Source organism: Acidovorax sp. YS12 (assembly GCA_021496925.1).
Classification (GTDB): domain Bacteria; phylum Pseudomonadota; class Gammaproteobacteria; order Burkholderiales; family Burkholderiaceae_C; genus Paenacidovorax.
The window spans coordinates 1,559,278-1,578,289 of the sequence record CP053915.1 but is presented as its reverse complement, the minus strand read 5'-3'; the positions used below and the strand labels follow the sequence as shown (position 1 = coordinate 1,578,289).

18 protein-coding genes and 1 riboswitch are annotated in these 19,012 nt (G+C 65.1%); of the genes, 13 read left to right on the top strand and 5 right to left on the bottom strand.

The annotated features are described in order from the left end of the window. Nucleotides 1-21: 21 nt before the first annotated feature. Nucleotides 22-465: a universal stress protein gene (locus YS110_07150; protein ID UJB64533.1), complete on the bottom strand. Its 444-nt coding sequence runs from the start codon at nt 463-465 to the stop codon at nt 22-24. A gap of 141 nt (nt 466-606) precedes the next feature. On the opposite strand from YS110_07150, the gene YS110_07145 reads away from it, so the two are divergent. The 8 genes from YS110_07145 (at nt 607) to YS110_07110 (ending at nt 8,209) form a co-directional block, all read left to right on the top strand. After that, nucleotides 607-3,006 carry a cation-translocating P-type ATPase gene (locus YS110_07145; protein UJB64532.1) on the top strand — a complete coding sequence of 800 codons (2,400 nt, stop codon included), beginning with the start codon at nt 607-609 and terminating at the stop codon, nt 3,004-3,006. Beyond that, nucleotides 3,006-3,143, top strand: a complete 138-nt coding sequence (gene ccoS / locus YS110_07140; GenBank protein UJB64531.1) for a cbb3-type cytochrome oxidase assembly protein CcoS — start codon at nt 3,006-3,008, stop codon at nt 3,141-3,143. Before YS110_07145 ends, ccoS begins: the two co-directional genes overlap by 1 nt. A 63-nt stretch (nt 3,144-3,206) precedes the next feature. Next, nucleotides 3,207-4,649 (top strand): cytochrome-c oxidase, cbb3-type subunit I, encoded by a 1,443-nt coding sequence (ccoN, locus tag YS110_07135; protein ID UJB64530.1) that lies wholly within the window; start codon nt 3,207-3,209, stop codon nt 4,647-4,649. An 18-nt stretch (nt 4,650-4,667) separates the two neighbouring features. Then, nucleotides 4,668-5,297, top strand: a complete 630-nt coding sequence (ccoO, locus tag YS110_07130; GenBank protein UJB64529.1) for a cytochrome-c oxidase, cbb3-type subunit II — start codon at nt 4,668-4,670, stop codon at nt 5,295-5,297. 11 nt (nt 5,298-5,308) lie between these two features. Then, nucleotides 5,309-5,446, top strand: a complete 138-nt coding sequence (locus tag YS110_07125) for a cbb3-type cytochrome c oxidase subunit 3 (GenBank protein UJB64528.1) — start codon at nt 5,309-5,311, stop codon at nt 5,444-5,446. 24 nt (nt 5,447-5,470) lie between these two features. Beyond that, on the top strand, nt 5,471-6,385 hold the full coding sequence (gene ccoP, locus YS110_07120) for a cytochrome-c oxidase, cbb3-type subunit III (protein UJB64527.1): 915 nt from the start codon (nt 5,471-5,473) through the stop codon (nt 6,383-6,385). Nucleotides 6,386-6,445: 60 nt separating this feature from the next. After that, nucleotides 6,446-7,888, top strand: coding sequence for a cytochrome c oxidase accessory protein CcoG (gene ccoG / locus YS110_07115; GenBank protein UJB64526.1), 1,443 nt, complete (start codon nt 6,446-6,448; stop codon nt 7,886-7,888). A 39-nt stretch (nt 7,889-7,927) separates the two neighbouring features. Further along, nucleotides 7,928-8,209 (top strand): FixH family protein, encoded by a 282-nt coding sequence (locus tag YS110_07110; protein UJB64525.1) that lies wholly within the window; start codon nt 7,928-7,930, stop codon nt 8,207-8,209. Between the two features lie 38 nt (nt 8,210-8,247). Here YS110_07110 and fnr read toward each other — a convergent pair whose 3' ends face one another. After that, on the bottom strand, nt 8,248-8,973 hold the full coding sequence (fnr, locus tag YS110_07105) for a fumarate/nitrate reduction transcriptional regulator Fnr (GenBank protein ID UJB64524.1): 726 nt from the start codon (nt 8,971-8,973) through the stop codon (nt 8,248-8,250). 187 nt (nt 8,974-9,160) lie between these two features. Here fnr and hemN point away from each other — a divergent pair, with 187 nt between their 5' ends. The 4 genes from hemN to YS110_07085 all read left to right on the top strand — a co-directional run bounded on the left by hemN (nt 9,161) and on the right by YS110_07085 (nt 15,107). Next, the gene (gene hemN, locus YS110_07100) at nt 9,161-10,543 is read left to right on the top strand and encodes an oxygen-independent coproporphyrinogen III oxidase (GenBank protein UJB64523.1); all 1,383 of its coding nucleotides are present in this window, start codon (nt 9,161-9,163) and stop codon (nt 10,541-10,543) included. Nucleotides 10,544-10,548: 5 nt separating this feature from the next. Further along, nucleotides 10,549-11,280, top strand: coding sequence for a sulfite exporter TauE/SafE family protein (locus YS110_07095; protein UJB64522.1), 732 nt, complete (start codon nt 10,549-10,551; stop codon nt 11,278-11,280). Nucleotides 11,281-11,412: 132 nt separating this feature from the next. Beyond that, the gene (locus YS110_07090) at nt 11,413-12,672 is read left to right on the top strand and encodes a DUF3391 domain-containing protein (protein UJB64521.1); all 1,260 of its coding nucleotides are present in this window, start codon (nt 11,413-11,415) and stop codon (nt 12,670-12,672) included. Beyond that, nucleotides 12,672-15,107 carry an EAL domain-containing protein gene (locus tag YS110_07085; protein UJB64520.1) on the top strand — a complete coding sequence of 812 codons (2,436 nt, stop codon included), beginning with the start codon at nt 12,672-12,674 and terminating at the stop codon, nt 15,105-15,107. The genes YS110_07090 and YS110_07085 overlap by 1 nt, the downstream gene beginning before the upstream one ends. Nucleotides 15,108-15,175: 68 nt before the next feature. Here the strand turns inward: YS110_07085 and YS110_07080 are convergent, their stop codons facing one another. The 3 genes from YS110_07080 to YS110_07070 form a co-directional block, all read right to left on the bottom strand. Beyond that, complete coding sequence (locus YS110_07080; GenBank protein ID UJB64519.1) at nt 15,176-15,991, bottom strand: sulfite exporter TauE/SafE family protein; 816 nt, start codon at nt 15,989-15,991, stop codon at nt 15,176-15,178. Between the two features lie 258 nt (nt 15,992-16,249). Then, on the bottom strand, nt 16,250-16,576 hold the full coding sequence (locus YS110_07075; GenBank protein ID UJB64518.1) for a cell division protein ZapA: 327 nt from the start codon (nt 16,574-16,576) through the stop codon (nt 16,250-16,252). Further along, entirely contained in the window at nt 16,573-16,794 is a 222-nt protein-coding gene (locus YS110_07070; protein UJB64517.1) for a DUF904 domain-containing protein, read from the bottom strand. Before YS110_07070 ends, YS110_07075 begins: the two co-directional genes overlap by 4 nt. 39 nt (nt 16,795-16,833) lie before the next feature. Further along, nucleotides 16,834-17,074, top strand: a riboswitch (cobalamin riboswitch). Between the two features lie 145 nt (nt 17,075-17,219). On the opposite strand from YS110_07070, the gene YS110_07065 reads away from it, so the two are divergent. Then, nucleotides 17,220-19,010 carry a TonB-dependent receptor gene (locus YS110_07065; GenBank protein ID UJB67388.1) on the top strand — a complete coding sequence of 597 codons (1,791 nt, stop codon included), beginning with the start codon at nt 17,220-17,222 and terminating at the stop codon, nt 19,008-19,010. The last annotated feature ends 2 nt before the right edge of the window (nt 19,011-19,012 follow it).

The window sequence follows — 19,012 nt, the reverse complement described above, 5'->3', positions numbered from 1 at the left end:
GCAGCGCAGCCGGGGCGGCAGTTAGCGCAGCACCAGCACCGGAATGTGCGAGTGTGTGAGCACGTGCTGCGTTTCGCTGCCAAGCAGCAGGCGCTTGAGGCCCTTGCGTCCGTGCGAGGCCATCACGATCAGGTCGCACTTGTGCTTCTTGGCGGCGGTGATGATGGCTTCGGCCACGAGGTCGGACTTGGCGAGCACGGCCTTGACTTCCACGCCTTCGCCTTCGCCCATGTCGCGCACCTTGTCCACCAGTGTCTGGGCGGCATCGCTCCACTGCTTTTCCACCCGCTCGATATCAGCGTTGTCGATGGGCAGGCCGCCCTCGAAGTAGTTGCGCGGGTAGCGCGGTATCACCTTCAGGGCCACCACCTTGGCGCGGCTCAGCCGGGCCAGCGCCAAGCCACTGGCCACGGCTTTGTCGGACAGGGGTGAGCCATCGGTGGCGATCAGAATGCGCTTGTACATGGGATGCTCCTTGCTTGTGATGGGAGAGGAATGGTGACCACAACAACTGCCAACTGTCCCACAGCTTATGCGCGAGTGAATTGGTCGTCTTAATACACATCAATTTTGGGAACAGAATGTCACGGGAGCTACACTCCGGGCATGTCCCAAGTCAATGCCGATCCGCCCGCAGCGATGCCGGTGGAAGACTCTCCTGCGCCAGAATCGTCCGCGGCGTTGCTGGACGATCCGCAGGAGTGGGGCTCGTTTGGGCGCCCGGCGGGAGAGGCGCCGCAGGATCCCGCTCAGGCCACTGTCTGGGATTCGCAAGTGGTGCTCGAGGGCATGCATTGCGCTGCCTGCGCGCTCACCATTGAAGAAACCTTGCGCGCCGTGCCTGGCGTGGAGCGTGTCGAGGTCAGCGCCGCCACGCGCCGTGCGCGTGTAGTCTGGCGGCCCGCGCAGGTCCGGCCTTCGCAGTGGATGGCGGCGGTGCAGAAGGCTGGCTACGGAGCCTTGCCTGCCATGGATGCCCATGCGCGTGACCGGCGCGTGGCCGAGAACCGCAAGATGCTGTGGCGCTGGCTGGTGGCCGGTTTTTGCATGATGCAGGTCATGATGTATGCGTGGCCCGCGTACGTGGCGCAGCCGGGCGACCTTTCGCTGGAAATGGAGACGCTGCTGCGCTGGGCTTCCTGGGTCATCTCGCTGCCGGTGGTGCTGTTCGCCTGTGGCCCGTTCTTTACCAGCGCGCTGCGTGACATCCGCCTGCGCCGCGTCAGCATGGATTTGCCGGTGGCGCTGGGCATGCTGATCACCTTCGTCGTCAGTACGGCAGGTACCTTCGAGCCGGCCGGACTCTTTGGCCGCGAGGTGTTCTTCGACTCGCTGACCATGTTCGTCTTTTTCCTGCTCACGGGGCGCTGGCTGGAGCTGCGCCTGCGTGACCGCACGGCGGGCGCGCTGGAGGCGGTGATGAACCGCCTGCCCGACAGCGTGGAGCGCCTGGTAGCCGATGGCCGTTTCGAACGCGTGGCCGTGCGCCGCCTGGCCGTGGGCGACGTGGTGCGCGTGTTGCCTGGCGAAGCCTTCCCCGCAGATGGCCGCATCACGCGTGGCAGTACCCAGGTCGACGAGGCCCTGCTCACGGGGGAGTCGACGCCGGTGACACGCGGCGAGGGCGCTAGCGTGACTGCGGGCAGCTACAACCTGCAGGCGGCCGTGGAGGTGCGCGTGCAGGGGGTGGGCGAGGGGACGCGCTTTGCGCAAATCGTGGCGCTGATGGAAAGCGCTTCGCTGCAAAAACCTCGCCTGGCCCAACTGGCGGATCGCATCGCCCGGCCTTTCCTGGTGGGGGTGCTGGTGGCTGCCGGCTTGGCGGCGGTCTGGTGGTGGCCGACCGACCCGGGCCATGCGCTCATGGTGGCGGTGGCCGTGCTGATCGTCACCTGCCCATGCGCCTTGTCGTTGGCGACGCCGGTGGCCATGCTCACCGCCGCGGGCACACTGGCCCGCCATGGCGTGCTGGTGCGCAACCTGCAGGGGCTGGAGGCCTTGGCCGCCGTGGATACCCTGGTTTTCGACAAGACCGGCACGCTCACCCGTGATGGCATGGCGCTTCAGGCCGTGCATCCCGCGCAAGGCGTGGAGGCGCAGCAGGCCTTGGCTTGGGCTGCGGCGCTGGCACGCCATTCCATTCATCCGGTCTCGCGTGCCGTGGCAGCAGCTTGGGGGACCGCCGGGGCGGAGGAGGCCGTCATGACCGCCGAAGCCGTCCAGGAACTGCCTGGGCAGGGGCTGGAAGGTCTGGTGCATGGCGCTGCAGGCACGCTGCGCAGGCTGCGTTTGGGTTCACCGCAGTACACAGGCGCAGACATGCCCGAGGACAGTGCACGGCAGCAGGTTGTGCTGGCCGAGGAGCGTGCCGATGGCTGGCATGCGCTGGCGCACTTCGATCTGCACGAGGACGTGCGCCCTGAAGCGGCTGCCGTGGTGCGCCAATTGCAGCATGACGGCGTTCAGGTTCTGCTTTTGTCCGGGGATCGTTCCTCCGCGGTGCAGCGTGTGGCACAGCAGGTCGGCATTGCCGAGGCCTATGGCGGCTGTACGCCGGGAGACAAGCTGGAGCGCATGCAGGCGGCCCAGGCCCAGGGGCGGCGTGTGGCAATGGTGGGGGATGGCCTGAATGACGGTCCCGTGCTGGCCGGGGCCCATGTCTCCTTCGCTTTTGGGCGTGCGGTGCCGCTGGCGCAATCGCGTTCCGATTTCGTCGTGCTCGGCGATCAATTGACCTTGGTGCCGCAGACTCTGCTGCTGGCCCGCCGCACCTTGCGCATCGTGCGGCAGAACCTGTGGTGGGCTGCCGGCTACAACGCGCTAAGCGTGCCGCTGGCCGTGGCGGGCTGGATGCCCGCCTGGCTGGCGGGCCTGGGCATGGCGGCGAGTTCCCTGCTGGTCGTGCTCAATGCCGCGCGGCTGTCGCAGCGGCTGCCTGAAATCAATGTATCGCCCGCAGGGGACGCGTCGGCGCCCCCTGCTCAACCTGTCTGGGAGATGGCCTGATGGACATCCTGTATCTGCTGGTTCCCTTGTCCGTGGTGTTGGTGCTTTTGATCCTCTTGGCCCTGTGGTGGGCGGTTTACCGAGGGCAATTCGAAGGCGTCGAACAAGAGGGAGAGCGCATTCTGCGAGACGGTTGATGTGTGTCAACCCGATCTTGCCCTAGCTCAATAACATTTTTGCTGCAATCAAAGAGGTACCCGATGGATTCACCAAGTACAAATGTAGCTGCGCATTACAACGACACGGTAGTGCGCCAGTTTTCTATCATGGCCGTGGTATGGGGGGTGGTTGGCATGCTGGTGGGCGTATTTATCGCCGCACAGCTTGCGTGGCCCGAACTCAACTTCGGCATTCCATGGCTCAGCTATGGCCGACTGCGTCCGTTGCATACCAACGCAGTGATCTTCGCATTCGGCGGCAGCGCGCTGTTCGCCACGAGCTACTACGTGGTTCAGCGCACTTGCCAGACGCGCCTGTTCGCAGGCCCCCTGGCAGCATTCACGTTCTGGGGCTGGCAGCTCGTCATCGTGGCGGCCGCCATCAGCCTGCCGCTGGGCTACACCAGCGGCAAGGAGTACGCTGAACTCGAATGGCCCATCGATATCCTGATCGCACTGGTCTGGGTGTCGTACGCCATCGTGTTCTTCGGCACGGTGGGCACCCGCAAGGTCAAGCACATCTACGTGGCCAACTGGTTCTACGGCGGCTTCATCCTGGCTGTGGCCCTGCTGCACATTGTCAACAGCGCCGCCATCCCGGTGAGCTTCATGAAGAGCTACTCGGCTTACGCCGGTGTGCAGGATGCCATGGTGCAGTGGTGGTATGGTCACAATGCCGTGGGCTTCTTCCTGACCGCAGGCTTCCTGGGCATGATGTACTACTTCATCCCCAAGCAGGCAGGCCGTCCGGTGTACTCGTATCGCCTGTCGATCGTGCACTTCTGGGCGCTGATCTTCACGTACATGTGGGCCGGCCCCCACCACCTGCACTACACGGCGCTGCCGGACTGGACGCAGTCCGTGGGCATGGTCTTCTCCCTGATCCTGCTGGCTCCCAGCTGGGGCGGCATGATCAACGGCATCATGACCCTGTCGGGCGCATGGCACAAGCTGCGTGACGACCCCATCCTGCGCTTCCTGATCGTGTCCCTGTCGTTCTACGGCATGTCCACGTTCGAAGGCCCGATGATGTCGATCAAGACGGTGAACGCACTGAGCCACTACACCGACTGGACCGTGGGCCACGTGCACTCCGGTGCCCTGGGTTGGGTGGGCCTGATCACCATGGGCTCGCTGTATTACCTCGTGCCGCGCCTGTTCGGCCGCGAGAAGATGCATTCCATCAAGGCCATCGAGCTGCACTTCTGGCTGGCGACGATCGGCATCGTGCTCTACATCGCCGCGATGTGGATCGCCGGTGTGATGCAGGGCCTGATGTGGCGTGCCATCAACCCCGATGGCACCCTGACCTACACCTTCGTCGAGAGCGTGAAGGCGACCTATCCCTTCTACGTGATCCGCGTACTGGGTGGCCTGTTGTTCCTGGGCGGCATGTGCATCATGGCCTGGAACGTCTGGATGACTGCCATTTCCGGCCGTTCGGTCAAGGTCGCCATCCCGGCGGTGAATCCGGCCCACGCCTGAACCCGAGGAGAGCATTACATGTCCCAACATAACAACACAGCGACCGGCTTTAGCCACGAGAAGGTGGAAACCAGCAACTTCCTCATGATCGTTCTGATCGTGCTGGTGGTGGCTGTCGGCGGTTTGGCCGAGATCGTCCCTCTGTTCTTCCAGAAGTCCACCACCGAGCCCGTCCAGGGGCTGAAGCCCTACACGGCTTTGCAACTCGCTGGCCGTGACGTGTATCTGCGCGAGGGTTGCTACAACTGCCACTCGCAGATGATTCGTCCCTTCCGTGCCGAGACGCTGCGCTATGGCCACTACTCGGTCGCGGGTGAGTTCGTCTACGACCACCCGTTCCAGTGGGGCTCCAAGCGCACTGGCCCCGATCTGCACCGTGTCGGCGGCAAGTACAGCGATGAATGGCATCGTATCCACCTGATCAATCCGCGTGACGTGGTGCCCGAGTCCAACATGCCCGCATACCCCTGGCTGGAGAAGGCCACGGTGGATGCCGCCGGAATGGCGCCGCGCATGAGCGCGCTGCGTACCGTGGGTGTGCCTTACACCGACGAGCAGATCGCTGCTGCAGCCGAAGAGGTCAAGGGCAAGACCGAACTGGAAGCCCTTATCGCCTACCTCCAGAGCATGGGCCGTGCGCTCAAGTAAGAGGAGCCGCCATGGACATCACCACCATGCGTATCACGGTCACCCTCGTCTCGTTTGCCTGTTTTGTGGGCATCTGGGTGTGGGCGTACTCGCGCCGCAACAAGGCACGTTTCGACGAAGCCGCGCAACTGCCTTTCGAGCAGGACTGAGTTCAACCGGAATGAGAACACCCCATGAGTGACTTCACTAGTAATTTCTGGTCGATTTATGTGACCGCGCTGACCCTTCTGGGCATCTTTGGTTGTCTGTTGCTGCTGTGGATCACGGCGCGCAAGAAAGTCGAGTCGACTGCCGACAACACCACAGGCCACGTCTGGGATGGCGACCTGATGGAGATGAACAACCCCATGCCCCGCTGGTGGATGTGGCTGTTCGTCATCACTTCCGTCTTCGGTTTGGGCTACCTGGCGGTCTACCCGGGGCTGGGCAGCTATGGCGGCAAGCTGGGCTGGACGCAGCTTGATCAGTACGATAGCGAGGTGAACAAGGCCAACAAGGAACTCGAGCCGATGTATGCACGCTTTGCCAGCATGAAGCCCGAGGACATGGCTGGTGATGCACAGGCCATGGCTATCGGCGAGCGCTTGTTCATGAACAACTGCGCGCAGTGCCATGGTTCCGACGCGCGCGGCAGCAAGGGTTTTCCGAACCTGAGCGATGGTGACTGGCTGCACGGCGGTACGCCCGACAAGATCCATGAGACCATCACCAAGGGCCGCGTGGGCGTCATGCCTCCCATGGCTGCGGCAGTGGGCTCTCCCGAGGATGTGCGCAACTTGGCCCAGTATGTGCTGAGCCTGTCTGGCAGCCCCCATGATTCGCTGCGCGCGTCGCTGGGCAAGGAAAAGTTCGGTGCCTGCGCGGCTTGTCACGGCATGGATGGCAAGGGCAATCAAGCCCTGGGTGCCCCTAATCTGACCGATGACATTTGGCTGCATGGCTGGGGTGAAAACGCTATCATCGCCATGATCAATAACGGCAAAACCAACGAAATGCCGGCGCAGGAAGGTAAATTGACCGATGCGCAGATCAACGTCCTGACGGCCTACGTTTGGGGCCTGTCGAATAAGCCGGGCGCAGCCCGGTAAACAAAAAGGCGGCACCCAGGTGCCGCCTTTTTGTTTCGCCCCACGATTTGTTCTGAGTTCATGACAACCCCTTCCGGGAAGCCTCGTAAAGTCATCCCCATCACCCCTGCTGACCCGTCCAAAGACGGGGCAGCTGCTTCTTTTTACGAAGCGCAGAAAAAGGTCTATCCACGTTCCATCAGTGGCGTATTTGCGCGCTGGCGATGGATTCTGGTGTTCCTGACCCAGCTGGTGTTCTATGGCCTGCCATGGCTTGAGTGGGGGCAGCGGCAGTCGGTGCTGTTCGACCTGGACGCGAAGCGCTTCTACCTCTTCGGCCTGGTTCTCTATCCGCAGGATTTCATCTACCTCACTGGCCTGCTGATCATTTCGGCACTGGCCCTTTTTTTGTTCACGGCGGTAGCCGGGCGCTTGTGGTGTGGTTTCTCGTGTCCGCAGACGGTCTACACCGAGATATTCATGTGGATCGAGCACAAGGTCGAAGGAGACCGCAGTGCCCGCATGCGCCTCGACAACGGGGGCTGGACGTTCGAGAAAATCCGCAAGAAATCACTCAAGCAATTTCTTTGGATAGCTGTTTCGCTGTGGACTGGCTTTACCTTCGTGGGCTACTTTGTCCCGATTCGCCAGCTTGCAGGAGAACTTCTGGCCTTCCAGGGCTCCTGGCAGATTTTCTGGGTGTTTTTCTACGGGTTCGCCACGTACGGCAATGCCGGCTTCCTGCGGGAGCAGGTGTGCAAGTACATGTGCCCTTATGCGCGCTTCCAGAGTGCGATGTTCGACAAGGACACGCTGGTGGTGAGCTACGACCCTGTGCGTGGGGAGCCGCGTGCGCCACGCAACAAGAGCATCGATCACAAGGCGCAAGGCCTGGGCGACTGTATTGACTGCTCCCTGTGCGTGCAGGTGTGCCCCACGGGAATCGACATCCGCCATGGCCTGCAATATGACTGCATAGGCTGCGGGCTGTGCGTGGATGCGTGCAATACCGTGATGGACAAGATGAAGTACCCGCGTGGGTTGATACGTTACACCACGCAGAACGGAGTGGCACAAGGTTGGACGAGCCGCCAGATGCTGCGCCGGGTGCTGCGGCCCAGGGTGCTGGTCTATTCCACAGTGCTGCTAGGCATCAGTGTGGCCATGGTGTTCAGTCTCATGGCACGTACTCCGCTCAAGGTGGATGTGGTGCGTGACCGTGCAGCGCTTTCGCGTATCGTTGCGGGCGGGCGGCTGGAGAATGTCTATCGTCTCCAGATCATGAATGCGACGGAGGCGCCTCAGCGCTATCGCATCAGTGCACAGGGCCTTGAAGGCATCGAGGTGGCGTCGGAGTCGGAAATCGAGATCGAGCCTGCACAGTCGCGCTGGGTCGCTGTACGCTTGCAGATTCCCTATGGTGCTGCGCCGGCGGGATCGCACACGGTGCATTTCGACATTGAGTCACTGGGCGAAAAGCGTGCCCATGTTCAGGAAAAAGCGGTGTTCCTGGTGCCTCGCTGAGGGCAAGGGATCCGCTGGATTGCAAAGGAGCTTATACATATGACCACAGCCTCTTCCGGTACGACTCCCCAGGCTCAGCCATGGTGGAAGTTTGGCCATGTATGGATGCTGATTGCCGGTCCTGCCATCGTGGTGGTCGCAGGATTCGTGACCCTGTGGCTGGCCATGAGCCGCCCGGACCCCGTGGTAGCAGAGGACTACTATCGCCGGGGCGTTGAAATCAACAAGACACTGGCGCAACCAGAGCAGAGCCTTGCCCCTGCCATTGCGGGCCGAAACCACGCCGCCACTCCGGCGGAAGATCAGCCTCGTTCACCCTGAGGGGCCTGGATGGCTTTCCGGCGTGCGCCGGAGAGCCATCACTGACAGGGTTGCTGGTTGTTCACCAGACGCCTGAGGGCATCCGTATTGAGGATTTTCACGTGGCGTTGCTTGACCTCCACGGTTCCATCCTCGACGAATTTCGAGAAGGTGCGGCTTACGGTTTCGAGTTTCAGCCCGAGGTAGCTGCCGATTTCCTCGCGTGTCATGCGCAGTACCAGTTCGGACTGGGAAAAACCACGTGCGTGCAGGCGCTGGACGAGATTCAGCAGGAACGCGGCCAGACGCTCCTCGGCACGCATGCTGCCAAGCAGTAGCATCACGCCATGCTCGCGTACGATTTCGCGGCTCATGATGCGGTGCACGTGGTTTTGCAGCGCGGTCACCTCGCGTGACAGCTCCTCGATGCGATCGAAAGGCATGACGCAGACTTCCGCATCTTCCAGCGCCACGGCGTCGCAGGTATGGTGGTCGTTGACGATTCCATCCAAGCCAATGATCTCTCCGGCCATCTGAAATCCCGTCACCTGATCGCGTCCATCCTCGGTGGCTACGCAGGTCTTGAAAAAACCCGTGCGGATTGCGTAGAGCGAGGCGAAGGATTCGCCGTTGCGGAACAAGGTGCTGCCCCGCTTGATTTTGCGCCGTGTCGCAACGATGTCATCAATGCGCTGCAACTGTTGGTCGTTCAAGCCCATGGGCATGCACAACTCTCGCAGATTGCAATTGGAACAGGCAACTTTGATGGTGGATTGAAAATTCATGTCGGCAAAGGCCGATTCTTGGCCCGGGGCGTAATCGTTTCAGCGTGAGCCCGGGATTGTCGGCCGACAGGAAATGACTGACGTGCGTCAAATTGTCCCAGGGGGAGTTGATGGTTTGAATTGATTGAAGTCAAGGTCTTGAGCCTGAGGGTACGGCATATTACCCTCGCACGCAAGGAATCCCGCTATGACCGCTGTCACCCCCGAGTTGCTGCGTCGTTTTGACGTGTCCGGGCCTCGTTATACCTCATATCCCACCGCAGACCGGTTCGTCGAGGCCTTTGGCCAGGACGAGTACACGCTGGCGCTGCAGCAGCGCAAGCTAGGCACGTCGGCCAAGGCATTGCCCTTGTCGCTGTATGTGCATATCCCGTTTTGCGAATCGCTGTGCTACTACTGCGCGTGCAACAAAATCATCACCAAGCACCATGACCGCGCGGAGGTTTACCTTCGCTATCTGGCCCGGGAGATCGATTTGCACACGGCCCACTGCGGCCAAGGGCAGGTCGTGAGTCAGCTGCACTTTGGCGGCGGGACGCCCACGTTTCTTTCCGACGAAGGGCTGCGGGAACTCATGGGCATGCTGCGCCGCAGCTTCTCCCTGGCGCCTGGCGGCGAGTATTCGATCGAGGTCGATCCGCGCACCGTCACGGTGGACCGCCTCGCGCTGCTGGCCGAGCTGGGCTTCAACCGCCTGAGTTTTGGCGTGCAGGATTTCGATCCGGAAGTGCAGAAGGCCGTGCACCGCATCCAGCCTGCAGAGCAGGTGTTCGAGCTGGTTGCCGCCGCGCGCCGGCTGGGTTTCGAGTCGGTCAATGTCGATCTGATTTATGGCTTGCCGCGCCAGACGCCGGAGTCCTTCGATCGCACGTTGGCCCAGGTGGCCGAGTTGCGGCCGGACCGTATCGCACTGTATGCATACGCCCACCTGCCCGAGCGCTTCAAGGCCCAGCGGCGCATCATCACTGCGGAGTTGCCGGGTGCATCGGCGAAGGTGAGCATGCTGGCGCGTTCCCTGGATGCGTTCATGAGCGCGGGCTATGTCTACGTGGGCATGGATCACTTTGCCTTGCCCGAGGATGCGCTTGCCGTCGCCAAGCGCCAGGGGCGCTTGCATCGCAACTTCCAGGGCTATAGCACGCAGCCGGACTGCGACCTGATTGGACTGGGCGTGTCAGCGATTGGCCGTGTTGGCGCAACCTACAGCCAGAACGCCAAAACCCTGGAGGAATACTATGACTTCATCGACCAAGGGCGCCTGCCCGTCGTGCGGGGTCTGGCGCTGTCGCGCGACGATCTGGTGCGGCGCACGGTCATCATGGCGCTGATGTGCCAGGGTGAAGTCCTGTTCGAGCCGGTTGATCAGGCTTGGCTGATCGATTTTCGCCAGTATTTCGCGGTAGAGCTGGAGCAACTGCGCGAAATGCAGGGCCAGGGGCTGGTGCGTGTCAACGACGAAGGCATCGAGGTCACGGCCCTGGGCTGGTTCTTCGTGCGCGGCGTCGCCATGGTGTTCGACCGCTATCTCCAGGCTGACCGCAACCGCGCGCGCTTCTCGCGGATCATCTGAAGTCCGTGGACGCTGCGTTTGTTTGGACCGCCCTGCTCATGGGGCTCACGGGTGGGCCCCATTGCCTCGCCATGTGCGCTGCACCATGCCATGCCGTGGTTTCGGGGGGGCGCACCTCCAAGGACGCAGCGGTAGCCCCGCAGGTGATTCAGTGGCACGGGGGCCAGAAGGCCGGTGTCAGCGGGCGGATGGTTCTGTTCCATGCCGGGCGGCTCCTGGGTTACGCCTTGGCAGGGGCTTTGGCCGCTTTTGCCATGGAGGGCCTGGCCTGGGTGACACAGCAGGCATGGTCGCTGCGCCCTGTCTGGACATTGACGCACGTGGCCATGTTGGCATGGGGGCTGCTGATGATGCTGCAGGCGCGCCAGCCCGTTTGGGTCGAGCGCGCGGGAAGGGCCGTGTGGCGGCGGGCGCAGCCCCTGGTGGCCATGCCCGGTGGCGTGCTGGCGGTCGGGGTCGGCTGGGCACTCATGCCGTGCGGCTTGCTCTATTCGGCGCTGCTGGTGGCCGCATTGAGCAATGGCCCGCTGCAGGGCGCGTTGTCGATGCTGGGCTTTGCCGTGGGCAGTGGCCTGTGGCTGGTCGGCGGCCCTTTGCTGTGGGGACAGTTGCGTGCGCGCCTGAACCAGTGGCGCGGAAGCTGGGGCACGCGTTTGGCCGGCCTTTTGCTGTTCGGCATTGCGGCGTGGGCGCTGTGGATGGATCTGGTTTACAAGCCCTCTTTGTGGTGCCGTTGATAACCCGCCTGTAAAAGCCAATGTTGCAAGCTCGCACACCGGCAGGGAGTTTGCCTCTCGCCCCAAGGGAAGTAGAGATAATCTAGCGACCTATTTCCAGCCGCCCAGGAGGCGATTCCGGGCGCGCATCCAGTGAGCCACTCTGTTCTTATCGATATCAGCCGATTGCGCATTGGCATGTACATCCAGCTGGACGTGGGCTGGATGAACCATCCTTTTCCCGTCAGCAGTTTCCGGGTGGCTTCGGCGGAACAGATCGAGGCGCTGCGGGCCTTGAATCTGGCCCAGGTCCGGTACTTTCCCGCCAAGAGCGACCCTGTCGTAGCCGAAAGCGCGGGTGAAGCTGCTCCGGCGGACGAACCCGCAGTGGTGGAGAGCGCAGGCGTCCAGGCGCTGCGCCAGGCGCTCGAACTGCAGTGCCAGGAACTGCAGTCCTGTGAGCGCAGCTTCGGCGAGGCCACGCGCAGCTACCAGCAGATTGGCCAGGCCGTGGCCCTGCAGCCCGAGGCGGCGCGCGAATTGACGACGGGTCTCATCGGCAACTGCGTGGAGGAACTGCTCAGCCACGGAGATTCCGTGATCCGCTTGCTGTCCGAGGATGTCGGCGTGCGCAGCGCACAGCATCCGGTGAATGTGATGGTGCTGTGCCTGTTGCTGGGGCGGGCGCTGGCGCTGCCGGGCCAGGCGCTGCGCGAATTGGGTACGGCCGCCCTGCTGCATGACCTGGGCAAGCAGGCCCTGCCATTGCACGTCAACGAGCCCTATGCCCACCTGTCGGTGGCTGACATGGAGCGCTACCGCAGCCACGTCGGGGAATCGGTGGCGTTGGCGGAGCGCATGCGGCTGCCGGTGTCGGTGGTCACGGCCATCGCCCAGCACCATGAGCGGACCGATGGCTCGGGGTTCCCGCTGAGCCTGCTGGGCGAGGACCTGGGGCAGCACGGACAGATACTCGCCCTGGTCAACCACTACGACCGCCTGTGCAACCCGTCGCATGGGGGCGAGGCGCTCACGCCGCATGAGGCGCTGTCGGTCATGTTCGCGCAGTGCCAGTCCAAGTTCGACCCCGTGCTGCTGGGAGCCTTCATCCGCATGATGGGGGTGTACCCGCCTGGCTCCGTGGTGCAACTGGTGAACGACGGCTATGCCATCGTGGTGTCCGTCAACTCCTCGCGCCCGCTGCGGCCGCGGGTCGTGCTGTACGACCCGCAGGTGCCCAAGGAGCAGGCGCTGGTGCTGGATCTGGAACGCTCGCCCGAGCTGGGAATCCGCCGCAGCCTGCGCCCCGCACAGCTGCCGCGCGACGCGCTCGACTATCTGTCGCCGCGCAAACGGGTGTGCTACTTTTTCGAACGCGCGGTGGGCCTGGGCGCAGCCGAGGTGGGCGCCTGATGCTGCCGCTGAGCGCCTCCGCCTGGCAGACGGCCCTGGATGCATTGTTCGAGGCGGTGTGGCTGGTGCATGAAGCGTCGCTGACGATTGCGCTGGTCAACCGCGCTGCCAGCAAGCTCGCAGGCCTGCCGCCGGAGGCGATGCTGGGCCGGTCGATGCAGCATCTGGCCGCAACGCCGCAGGACCAGGCCCTGTGGAGCACGGAGACCGTCGCGGCGCGCGACGGCTTCCAGTCCTTCACGCAGGTCTTGCGCAGCGACGGCAAGCTCGTGCCCGTGGAGCAGCGCGTGCAGCGCATCGCGCTTCCCGACGGGCCGGCGCTGATGGTCACGATGCTCGACCGCAGCGAACAGCAGGCCAGCGAGCGCGAGCTGGAAACCCTGCTCTCGGAGCTGCGCGCCACGCTCGATTCCGCCGCCGACGGCATGCTGGTATGCGGCATGGACGGCCGTGTGCGCGCTTTCAACCAGCGCCTGGCTGCGCTGTGGAGCATGCCGCGCGGCCTGCTCGTGCACCGCGACGATGCCGCGGTGCAGCGGCACATGGCAGAGCAGGTGGCGGATGCCGGGCTGTACCGCGAACGGCTCGATGCCATTGCCCGCGACCCCATGCACGAGAGCACCGACATCCTGACCTTGCGCTCCGGCCTGGTCGTGGAGCGCCGCTGCGTGCCGCAGCTCAGCCGTGGCTTGCCCGTGGGCCGGGTGTTCTCGTTCCGCGACATCACGCACCAGGCCGAGATCCAGGCCGGACTGCGCCTGGCCGCGCGGGTGTTCGAGTCCAGCCTGGATGCGATCTTCATCGCTGACAGCCAGCACCGCCTCATGCGCATGAACCCCGGCTGCGAGCGCCTGGTGGGGAAGAGCGGTGCCGCCCTCAATGGCCAGCCCGCGGCCGCCTTGTTCGATGCCGGCGCTTGCACGGATTTCATGGCCCAGGTGCTCACCGGCTGGGAGCACGAGGGCTTTTGGGAGGGCGAACTGCGCCTGCCGCGTGCCGCGGCTGAGCCCTGCGCGGTGCACCTGTCGTGGGTCGCCTTGCGCGATGACAGCGGAACCATCGTGCAAAGCATTGGCTTCATGCGCGACCTCACGGCGCAGCACGCTGCGCAAAAGCGCATCGAGGAGCTGGCCTACCGCGACGCGCTCACGGGCCTGCCCAACCGCCTGATGCTGGCGCAGCGCGTCGAGCACGCCATTGGCGAGGCGCGGCGCAACGGCACCGGCTTTGCCATCCTGTTCATGGACCTCGACCGGTTCAAGATCATCAACGATTCGCTGGGCCATCCGTTCGGCGACCGGGTGCTGCAGCTGGTGGCGCAGCGCCTGCAGGCCTGCCTGCGCCAGACCGACATGCTGTCGCGCCTGGGCGGCGATGAGTTCGTCGTCTATCTTCATGGCGGCGACGCCGCCGTGGCCGAGGGCGTGGCGCAGCGCATGATCGACGACATGCTGCGCCCCTTCGCGCTCGATGGCATGGGGCTGTCCATCCAGTGCAGCATCGGCATGGCCCTGTTCCCGCAGGACGGCGACACCCTGGACGAACTGATCAAGCAGGCGGACACGGCGATGTACCGCGTGAAGGAGCGGGGGCGTGGCGCCTACGGCTTCTACCAGCCGCAGATGAACGCGGGCCTGCTGTCGCGCATGCAGCTGGAGCATGCCATGCGCCAGGCACTGCAGCATGGGCGCATGGCGGTGCATTACCAGCCCCTGGTGTGCATCGACACCGGCTGCATCGTCGGGGCCGAGGCGCTGCTGCGCTGGAGTGACCCGGAGTTCGGCGCCGTGTCGCCCTCGGTCTTCATCCCCCTGGCCGAGGAGTCGGGCTACATCGTCACGCTGGGCGCCTGGGTGCTGGAGCAATCGGTGCGCGAGGCGGTGCGGTGGATGCAGGCGGGCCGCCCGGTGCGCCTGTCCGTCAACGTCTCGGCGCTGGAGTTCCGCCAGCCCGACTTCGTCGAGCGCCTGATGCGCCTGCTCGAAGCCGAGGGGCTGCCGCCCGCATGGCTGGAGCTGGAAATCACCGAGACCATCCTGCTGCAGGATGCGCAGGAGATGGCGCAGCGGCTTGGCGCCCTGGCGGCGCTCGGCGTAGGGCTGGTGCTCGACGACTTCGGTACGGGCTACTCCAGCCTGGCCTACCTGAAGAAACTGCCCATCCACAAGCTCAAGATCGACCAGTCCTTCGTGCGCGGGCTGCCCGACGACGAGGGCGACCGGGCCATCGTCAGCGCCATCGTCAGCATGGGGCAGGCGCTGGGCATCGCGGTCATGGCGGAGGGCGTGGAGACCGAGGCGCAGCGCGCCGCGCTCATCGGCATGCGCTGCCAGCAGTACCAGGGCTACCTGTGCGCTCCGGCGCTGGAGGCCGGGGCGTTCCGCGCCTTCCTGGCGCAGCGGCAGGTCAAGGCGTTGCCCGTACAGCCAAGCTGACTCTTTTTTGATAGCTGCCAGCGCTTGCCAGCAAAGGGCCGGAGCCGTTTTTTGCTGCAAACCCAGGATCAGGCTGCCGTCCAGCCCTTCCAGAGCATGTAGAGCGCCAGGCACAGCAGCAGGCCGGCGAATACGCGCTTGAGCTGCTGCACTGGCAGCGCGTGGGCGGCGCGTGCGCCCAGCGGCGCGGTGAGCACGCTGCACGCGGCGATGGCCGCGAGGCCAGGCAGCCACACGTACCCCAGCGAGGCCGGGGGCAGCCCCGCCACCGACTGCCCGCCGATCACGTAGCCGAGCACGTTCGCCAGGGCGATCGGAAAGCCCAGCGCCGCGCTGGTCGCCACGGCGTTGTGGATGGGCACGTTGCACCAGGTCATGAACGGCACGCTGACGAAGCCGCCGCCAGCGCCCACCAGGCCCGAGAGGAAGCCGATGACGCCCCCCGCCGCCGTCTGGCCGGCCGTGCCGGGCATCTGGCGCGCTGGCGCGGGCTTGCTGCCCTTGTACATCTGGAACGCCGAGAAGCCCACGAACAGACCGAAGAACAGCGCCAGGAAGCGCCCCTTGAGCAAGGCGAACACGCCCAGGCTGGCCAGCAGCCCGCCCAGCGCGATGCCAGGCGCCAGGCGCAGCACCAGGTCCCAGCGCACGGCGCCGCGCTTGTGGTGCGCGCGCACGCTGGAGACCGACGTGAACATGATCGTCGCCATCGAGGTGGCGATCGCCATCTTCACCGCCAGGTCCGGCGCCACCATGCGCTGGCCCAGGAAGTACGTGAGGAAAGGCACCAGCAGCATGCCGCCGCCGATGCCCAGCAGGCCGGCCAGGAAGCCGGTGCACAGGCCGAGCGCCGCCAGTTGCGCGAGCAGGAGTGGGTCGATCATGGGGAGGAGGGGGTGCAGCCGCGCGTGCGGGGCGGGCCGGGAAGAAAGGTGTCCGTGAATGCCACCGGACCGGCATCCTGAACCGGGGGTTCAGGTGGGCGAGGGCAACCTGACGTTGGGTTCATCTGACGCGAGATGATCACGCTCACCAGGCAATGTACCAAGCCCGTGCTCAGGGAGCATTGGTTCAAGGAAATATAAAGCCCGGCAGCACCACGGACATCTGCATTGTAGGGCCAGATGCGGCCGCCGGAACCGTCAGAACAGCTGCCCGTCGGTGCCCAGGGCCTGGTCCAGGCGCTGTGCCAGGGCCTGGGCGCGCTCCACGTCGGCCGAAGGGGTTTCCGCGCTGCCGCCGGACGGCTGTGCCGCCGCCAGTGCGCTGTCGCGGTCGGCGATCTCGAAGGCCATGTTCAGGGCCGCCAGCACGGCGATGCGCTCGCGCGCGCGCACCTTGCCCGCGTCGCGGATGCGGGTCATGGCCGTGTCCACGCGCTCCACGGCTTCGAGCAGGCGCGACTCATGCCCTTCGGGGCAGGCCAGCAGGTAGCTTTGCTGCAGGATCTGGACCTCGATCTGCTTCATTCCGACTCCTTGTGGGGAACGTTCCCGGGCAGGCGTTCCAGCAGGGCATCGACCCGGGCGCGCGCGGCGCCGAGGCGGGACTTGAGTGCGTCGCGCTCCTGGGCCAGGGCCGCCACCTGCTCGGACAGCAGGGCGTTGGTGCGCTGCAGTTCGGCGTGGCGCAGCAGCAGGCGCTCGACGCGCTCGGCGATCAGATCGAAGGGGGACGGTGAGGCCATAGAACAGGCGATTGTAGGCGTGCGCTGTGTGTAATTGCACGTAAAATCGCTTCCGTTGGTGCTCGCGGCGTGGTTCACAGGCCGCAGTTCAACGGGAAGCAGGGAGGAGGCCCGCCAAGGGCCCTCCGGGCCTGCGCTGCCCCCGCAACGGTCAGCGGACGAGTCGCATGCCGATTCCCTCTCCAGCACACAGCCACTGCGCGCCTTGAACAAGCGCTGCGGGAAGGCGCTGGAGCGTGTTCCGCCAGCCCGGATACCGGCCAACATGGAGGTTGCCCGCGCCTGGTTTTCAGTGCGTGCGCGGCTGTATCACCCAACGCTGGCGGGGAGGCCGGCACGGGTAACCCTGCTGACTCTGATTCCCTATGATGAATTCGTCCTTCCGCGCTGGCGCACTGCGTCCTGCCGCGCTGGCCCTGGCCGCCATGGCCGCCTGTACCGCCCAGGCCCAGGAGGGCACTGCCCCTGCTCTGAAAGAGGTCGTGGTCACGGCCACGCGCACCGCGCAGCCGTTGACCGACGTCGTGGCCGACGTGTCCGTCGTCGACCGTGAAACCATCGAGCAAAGCGGCGCCACCGGGCTGGGCGACGTGCTGGCGCGCCTGCCGGGCATCGAGATGGGCCGCACTGGCGGCCCGGGCGGCACCACCAGCATGTACGTGCGCGGCGCCGAGACGCGCTTCACCGCCGTCTACATCGACGGCGTGCGCGTCGATTCGCAGGCCGGCTCGGGTGGCACCACCTGGGAGGCGATCCCGCTGGAGCAGGTCGAGCGCATCGAAGTGCTGCGCGGCCCGGCCGCCGCCATCTACGGCTCTGACGCCGTGGCCGGCGTGATCCAGATCTTCACCAAGAAGGGTGAGCCCGGCGTGGCGCCCTACGTGGGCGTGGGTGCGGGCACGCACGGCACCTACCGCGCCGAGGCCGGGGTGAGCGGCGCCAGCGGCGCGGTGGACTACGCCCTGGGCATTGCGCGCGAGACCAGCAAGGGCTTCAACGCCAAGAAGGACGGCAACCCCGACCGCGACGACCACCACGCCACTTCCGCCAGCGGCCGCCTGGGCTGGCAGCTCAACACCGCGCACCGCCTAGAGGGCAACTTCCTCTACAACGACACCGACAGCGGCTACGACGTGAGCAAGACCGCAGACGACCGCAGCCTGCACCGCCTGCAGACGCTGGGCCTGAACTGGCAGGCGCAGTGGAGCGAGAGCTACAAGACGCGCCTGTCCGTCACCGACTCGCGCGACCGCTACGAGACCAAGCCCTCGGTCTACTTCACCGACACCCGCCAGCGTGGCTACCTGTTCTTCAACGAACTGCGCCTGGGCGCGCACCAGCTCACGGCGGCGCTGGAGCGGCGCGAGGACGAGCTGACCAACGAGAGCGTCAGCAGCGGCACGCGCAACCGCTCGCAGAACGCGCTGGCGCTGGGCTGGGGCCTGCGCCTGGGCGCGCACACGCTGCAGCTCAACGCGCGCCATGACGACGACAGCGAGTTCGGCGGCAAGTCCACCGGCAGCGCGGCCTACGGCTTCGCCTTCGCGCCGAACTGGCGTGCCACCGCCTCGGCGGGCACGGCCTTCAAGGCGCCCACGCTGTACCAGCGCTTCAGCCTGTACGGCGACGACACGCTGCGCCCCGAAACCAGCCGCAACGTGGAGCTGGGCGTGAAATGGGCCGAAGGCGCGAACCACTTCTCGGCCACGCTGTACCGCAACAACGTCAGCAACCTGATCGACTGGCAGGGCAGCACCGGCACCTGCCCCGGCAACTCCGGCCCCTATCCGGGCTGCTACGCCAACGTGGGCAAGGCGCGCTACGAGGGTCTGACGCTGGCCGGCGCCTACCGCCTGGGCAGCGTGAACCTGCGCGGCTCGCTCGACCTGCAGAATCCAAAGAACCTCGACACCGGCAAGCAACTCGGCCGCCGCGCCAAGCAGCACGCCGTGCTGGGCGCCGACACGCGCCTCGCGGGCTGGACGCTGGGGGCCGAGGCACAGGCCTCCGGCCGGCGCTACGACACCAACGCCAACACCACCGAACTCGGCGGCTACACCCTGCTCAACCTCTACGCCAGCACCCGCCTGGCGCGCGACTACCAGGTCGTCGTGCGCCTGGACAACCTGGCCGGCAAGGACTACGAGCTGGCACGCGGCTACGCCACGGCCGGCCGCACCTTCTTCGTCGGCCTGAAGTGGGCGCCCGCGCGGTGACG

Bases quoted from the DNA above. Each gene is read 5' to 3' on its own strand.
- YS110_07080 (UJB64519.1), bottom strand. From the start codon at position 15,991: ATGATCGACCCACTCCTGCTCGCGCAACTGGCGGCGCTCGGCCTGTGC.
- YS110_07110 (UJB64525.1), top strand. From the start codon at position 7,928: ATGACCACAGCCTCTTCCGGTACGACTCCCCAGGCTCAGCCATGGTGG.
- YS110_07125 (UJB64528.1), top strand. From the start codon at position 5,309: ATGGACATCACCACCATGCGTATCACGGTCACCCTCGTCTCGTTTGCC.
- YS110_07065 (UJB67388.1), top strand. From the start codon at position 17,220: ATGGCCGCCTGTACCGCCCAGGCCCAGGAGGGCACTGCCCCTGCTCTG.
- YS110_07145 (UJB64532.1), top strand. From the start codon at position 607: ATGTCCCAAGTCAATGCCGATCCGCCCGCAGCGATGCCGGTGGAAGAC.
- YS110_07070 (UJB64517.1), bottom strand. From the start codon at position 16,794: ATGGCCTCACCGTCCCCCTTCGATCTGATCGCCGAGCGCGTCGAGCGC.
- ccoP (UJB64527.1), top strand. From the start codon at position 5,471: ATGAGTGACTTCACTAGTAATTTCTGGTCGATTTATGTGACCGCGCTG.
- YS110_07150 (UJB64533.1), bottom strand. From the start codon at position 465: ATGTACAAGCGCATTCTGATCGCCACCGATGGCTCACCCCTGTCCGAC.
- ccoS (UJB64531.1), top strand. From the start codon at position 3,006: ATGGACATCCTGTATCTGCTGGTTCCCTTGTCCGTGGTGTTGGTGCTT.
- ccoO (UJB64529.1), top strand. From the start codon at position 4,668: ATGTCCCAACATAACAACACAGCGACCGGCTTTAGCCACGAGAAGGTG.
- hemN (UJB64523.1), top strand. From the start codon at position 9,161: ATGACCGCTGTCACCCCCGAGTTGCTGCGTCGTTTTGACGTGTCCGGG.
- fnr (UJB64524.1), bottom strand. From the start codon at position 8,973: ATGAATTTTCAATCCACCATCAAAGTTGCCTGTTCCAATTGCAATCTG.
- YS110_07075 (UJB64518.1), bottom strand. From the start codon at position 16,576: ATGAAGCAGATCGAGGTCCAGATCCTGCAGCAAAGCTACCTGCTGGCC.
- YS110_07085 (UJB64520.1), top strand. From the start codon at position 12,672: ATGCTGCCGCTGAGCGCCTCCGCCTGGCAGACGGCCCTGGATGCATTG.
- ccoN (UJB64530.1), top strand. From the start codon at position 3,207: ATGGATTCACCAAGTACAAATGTAGCTGCGCATTACAACGACACGGTA.
- ccoG (UJB64526.1), top strand. From the start codon at position 6,446: ATGACAACCCCTTCCGGGAAGCCTCGTAAAGTCATCCCCATCACCCCT.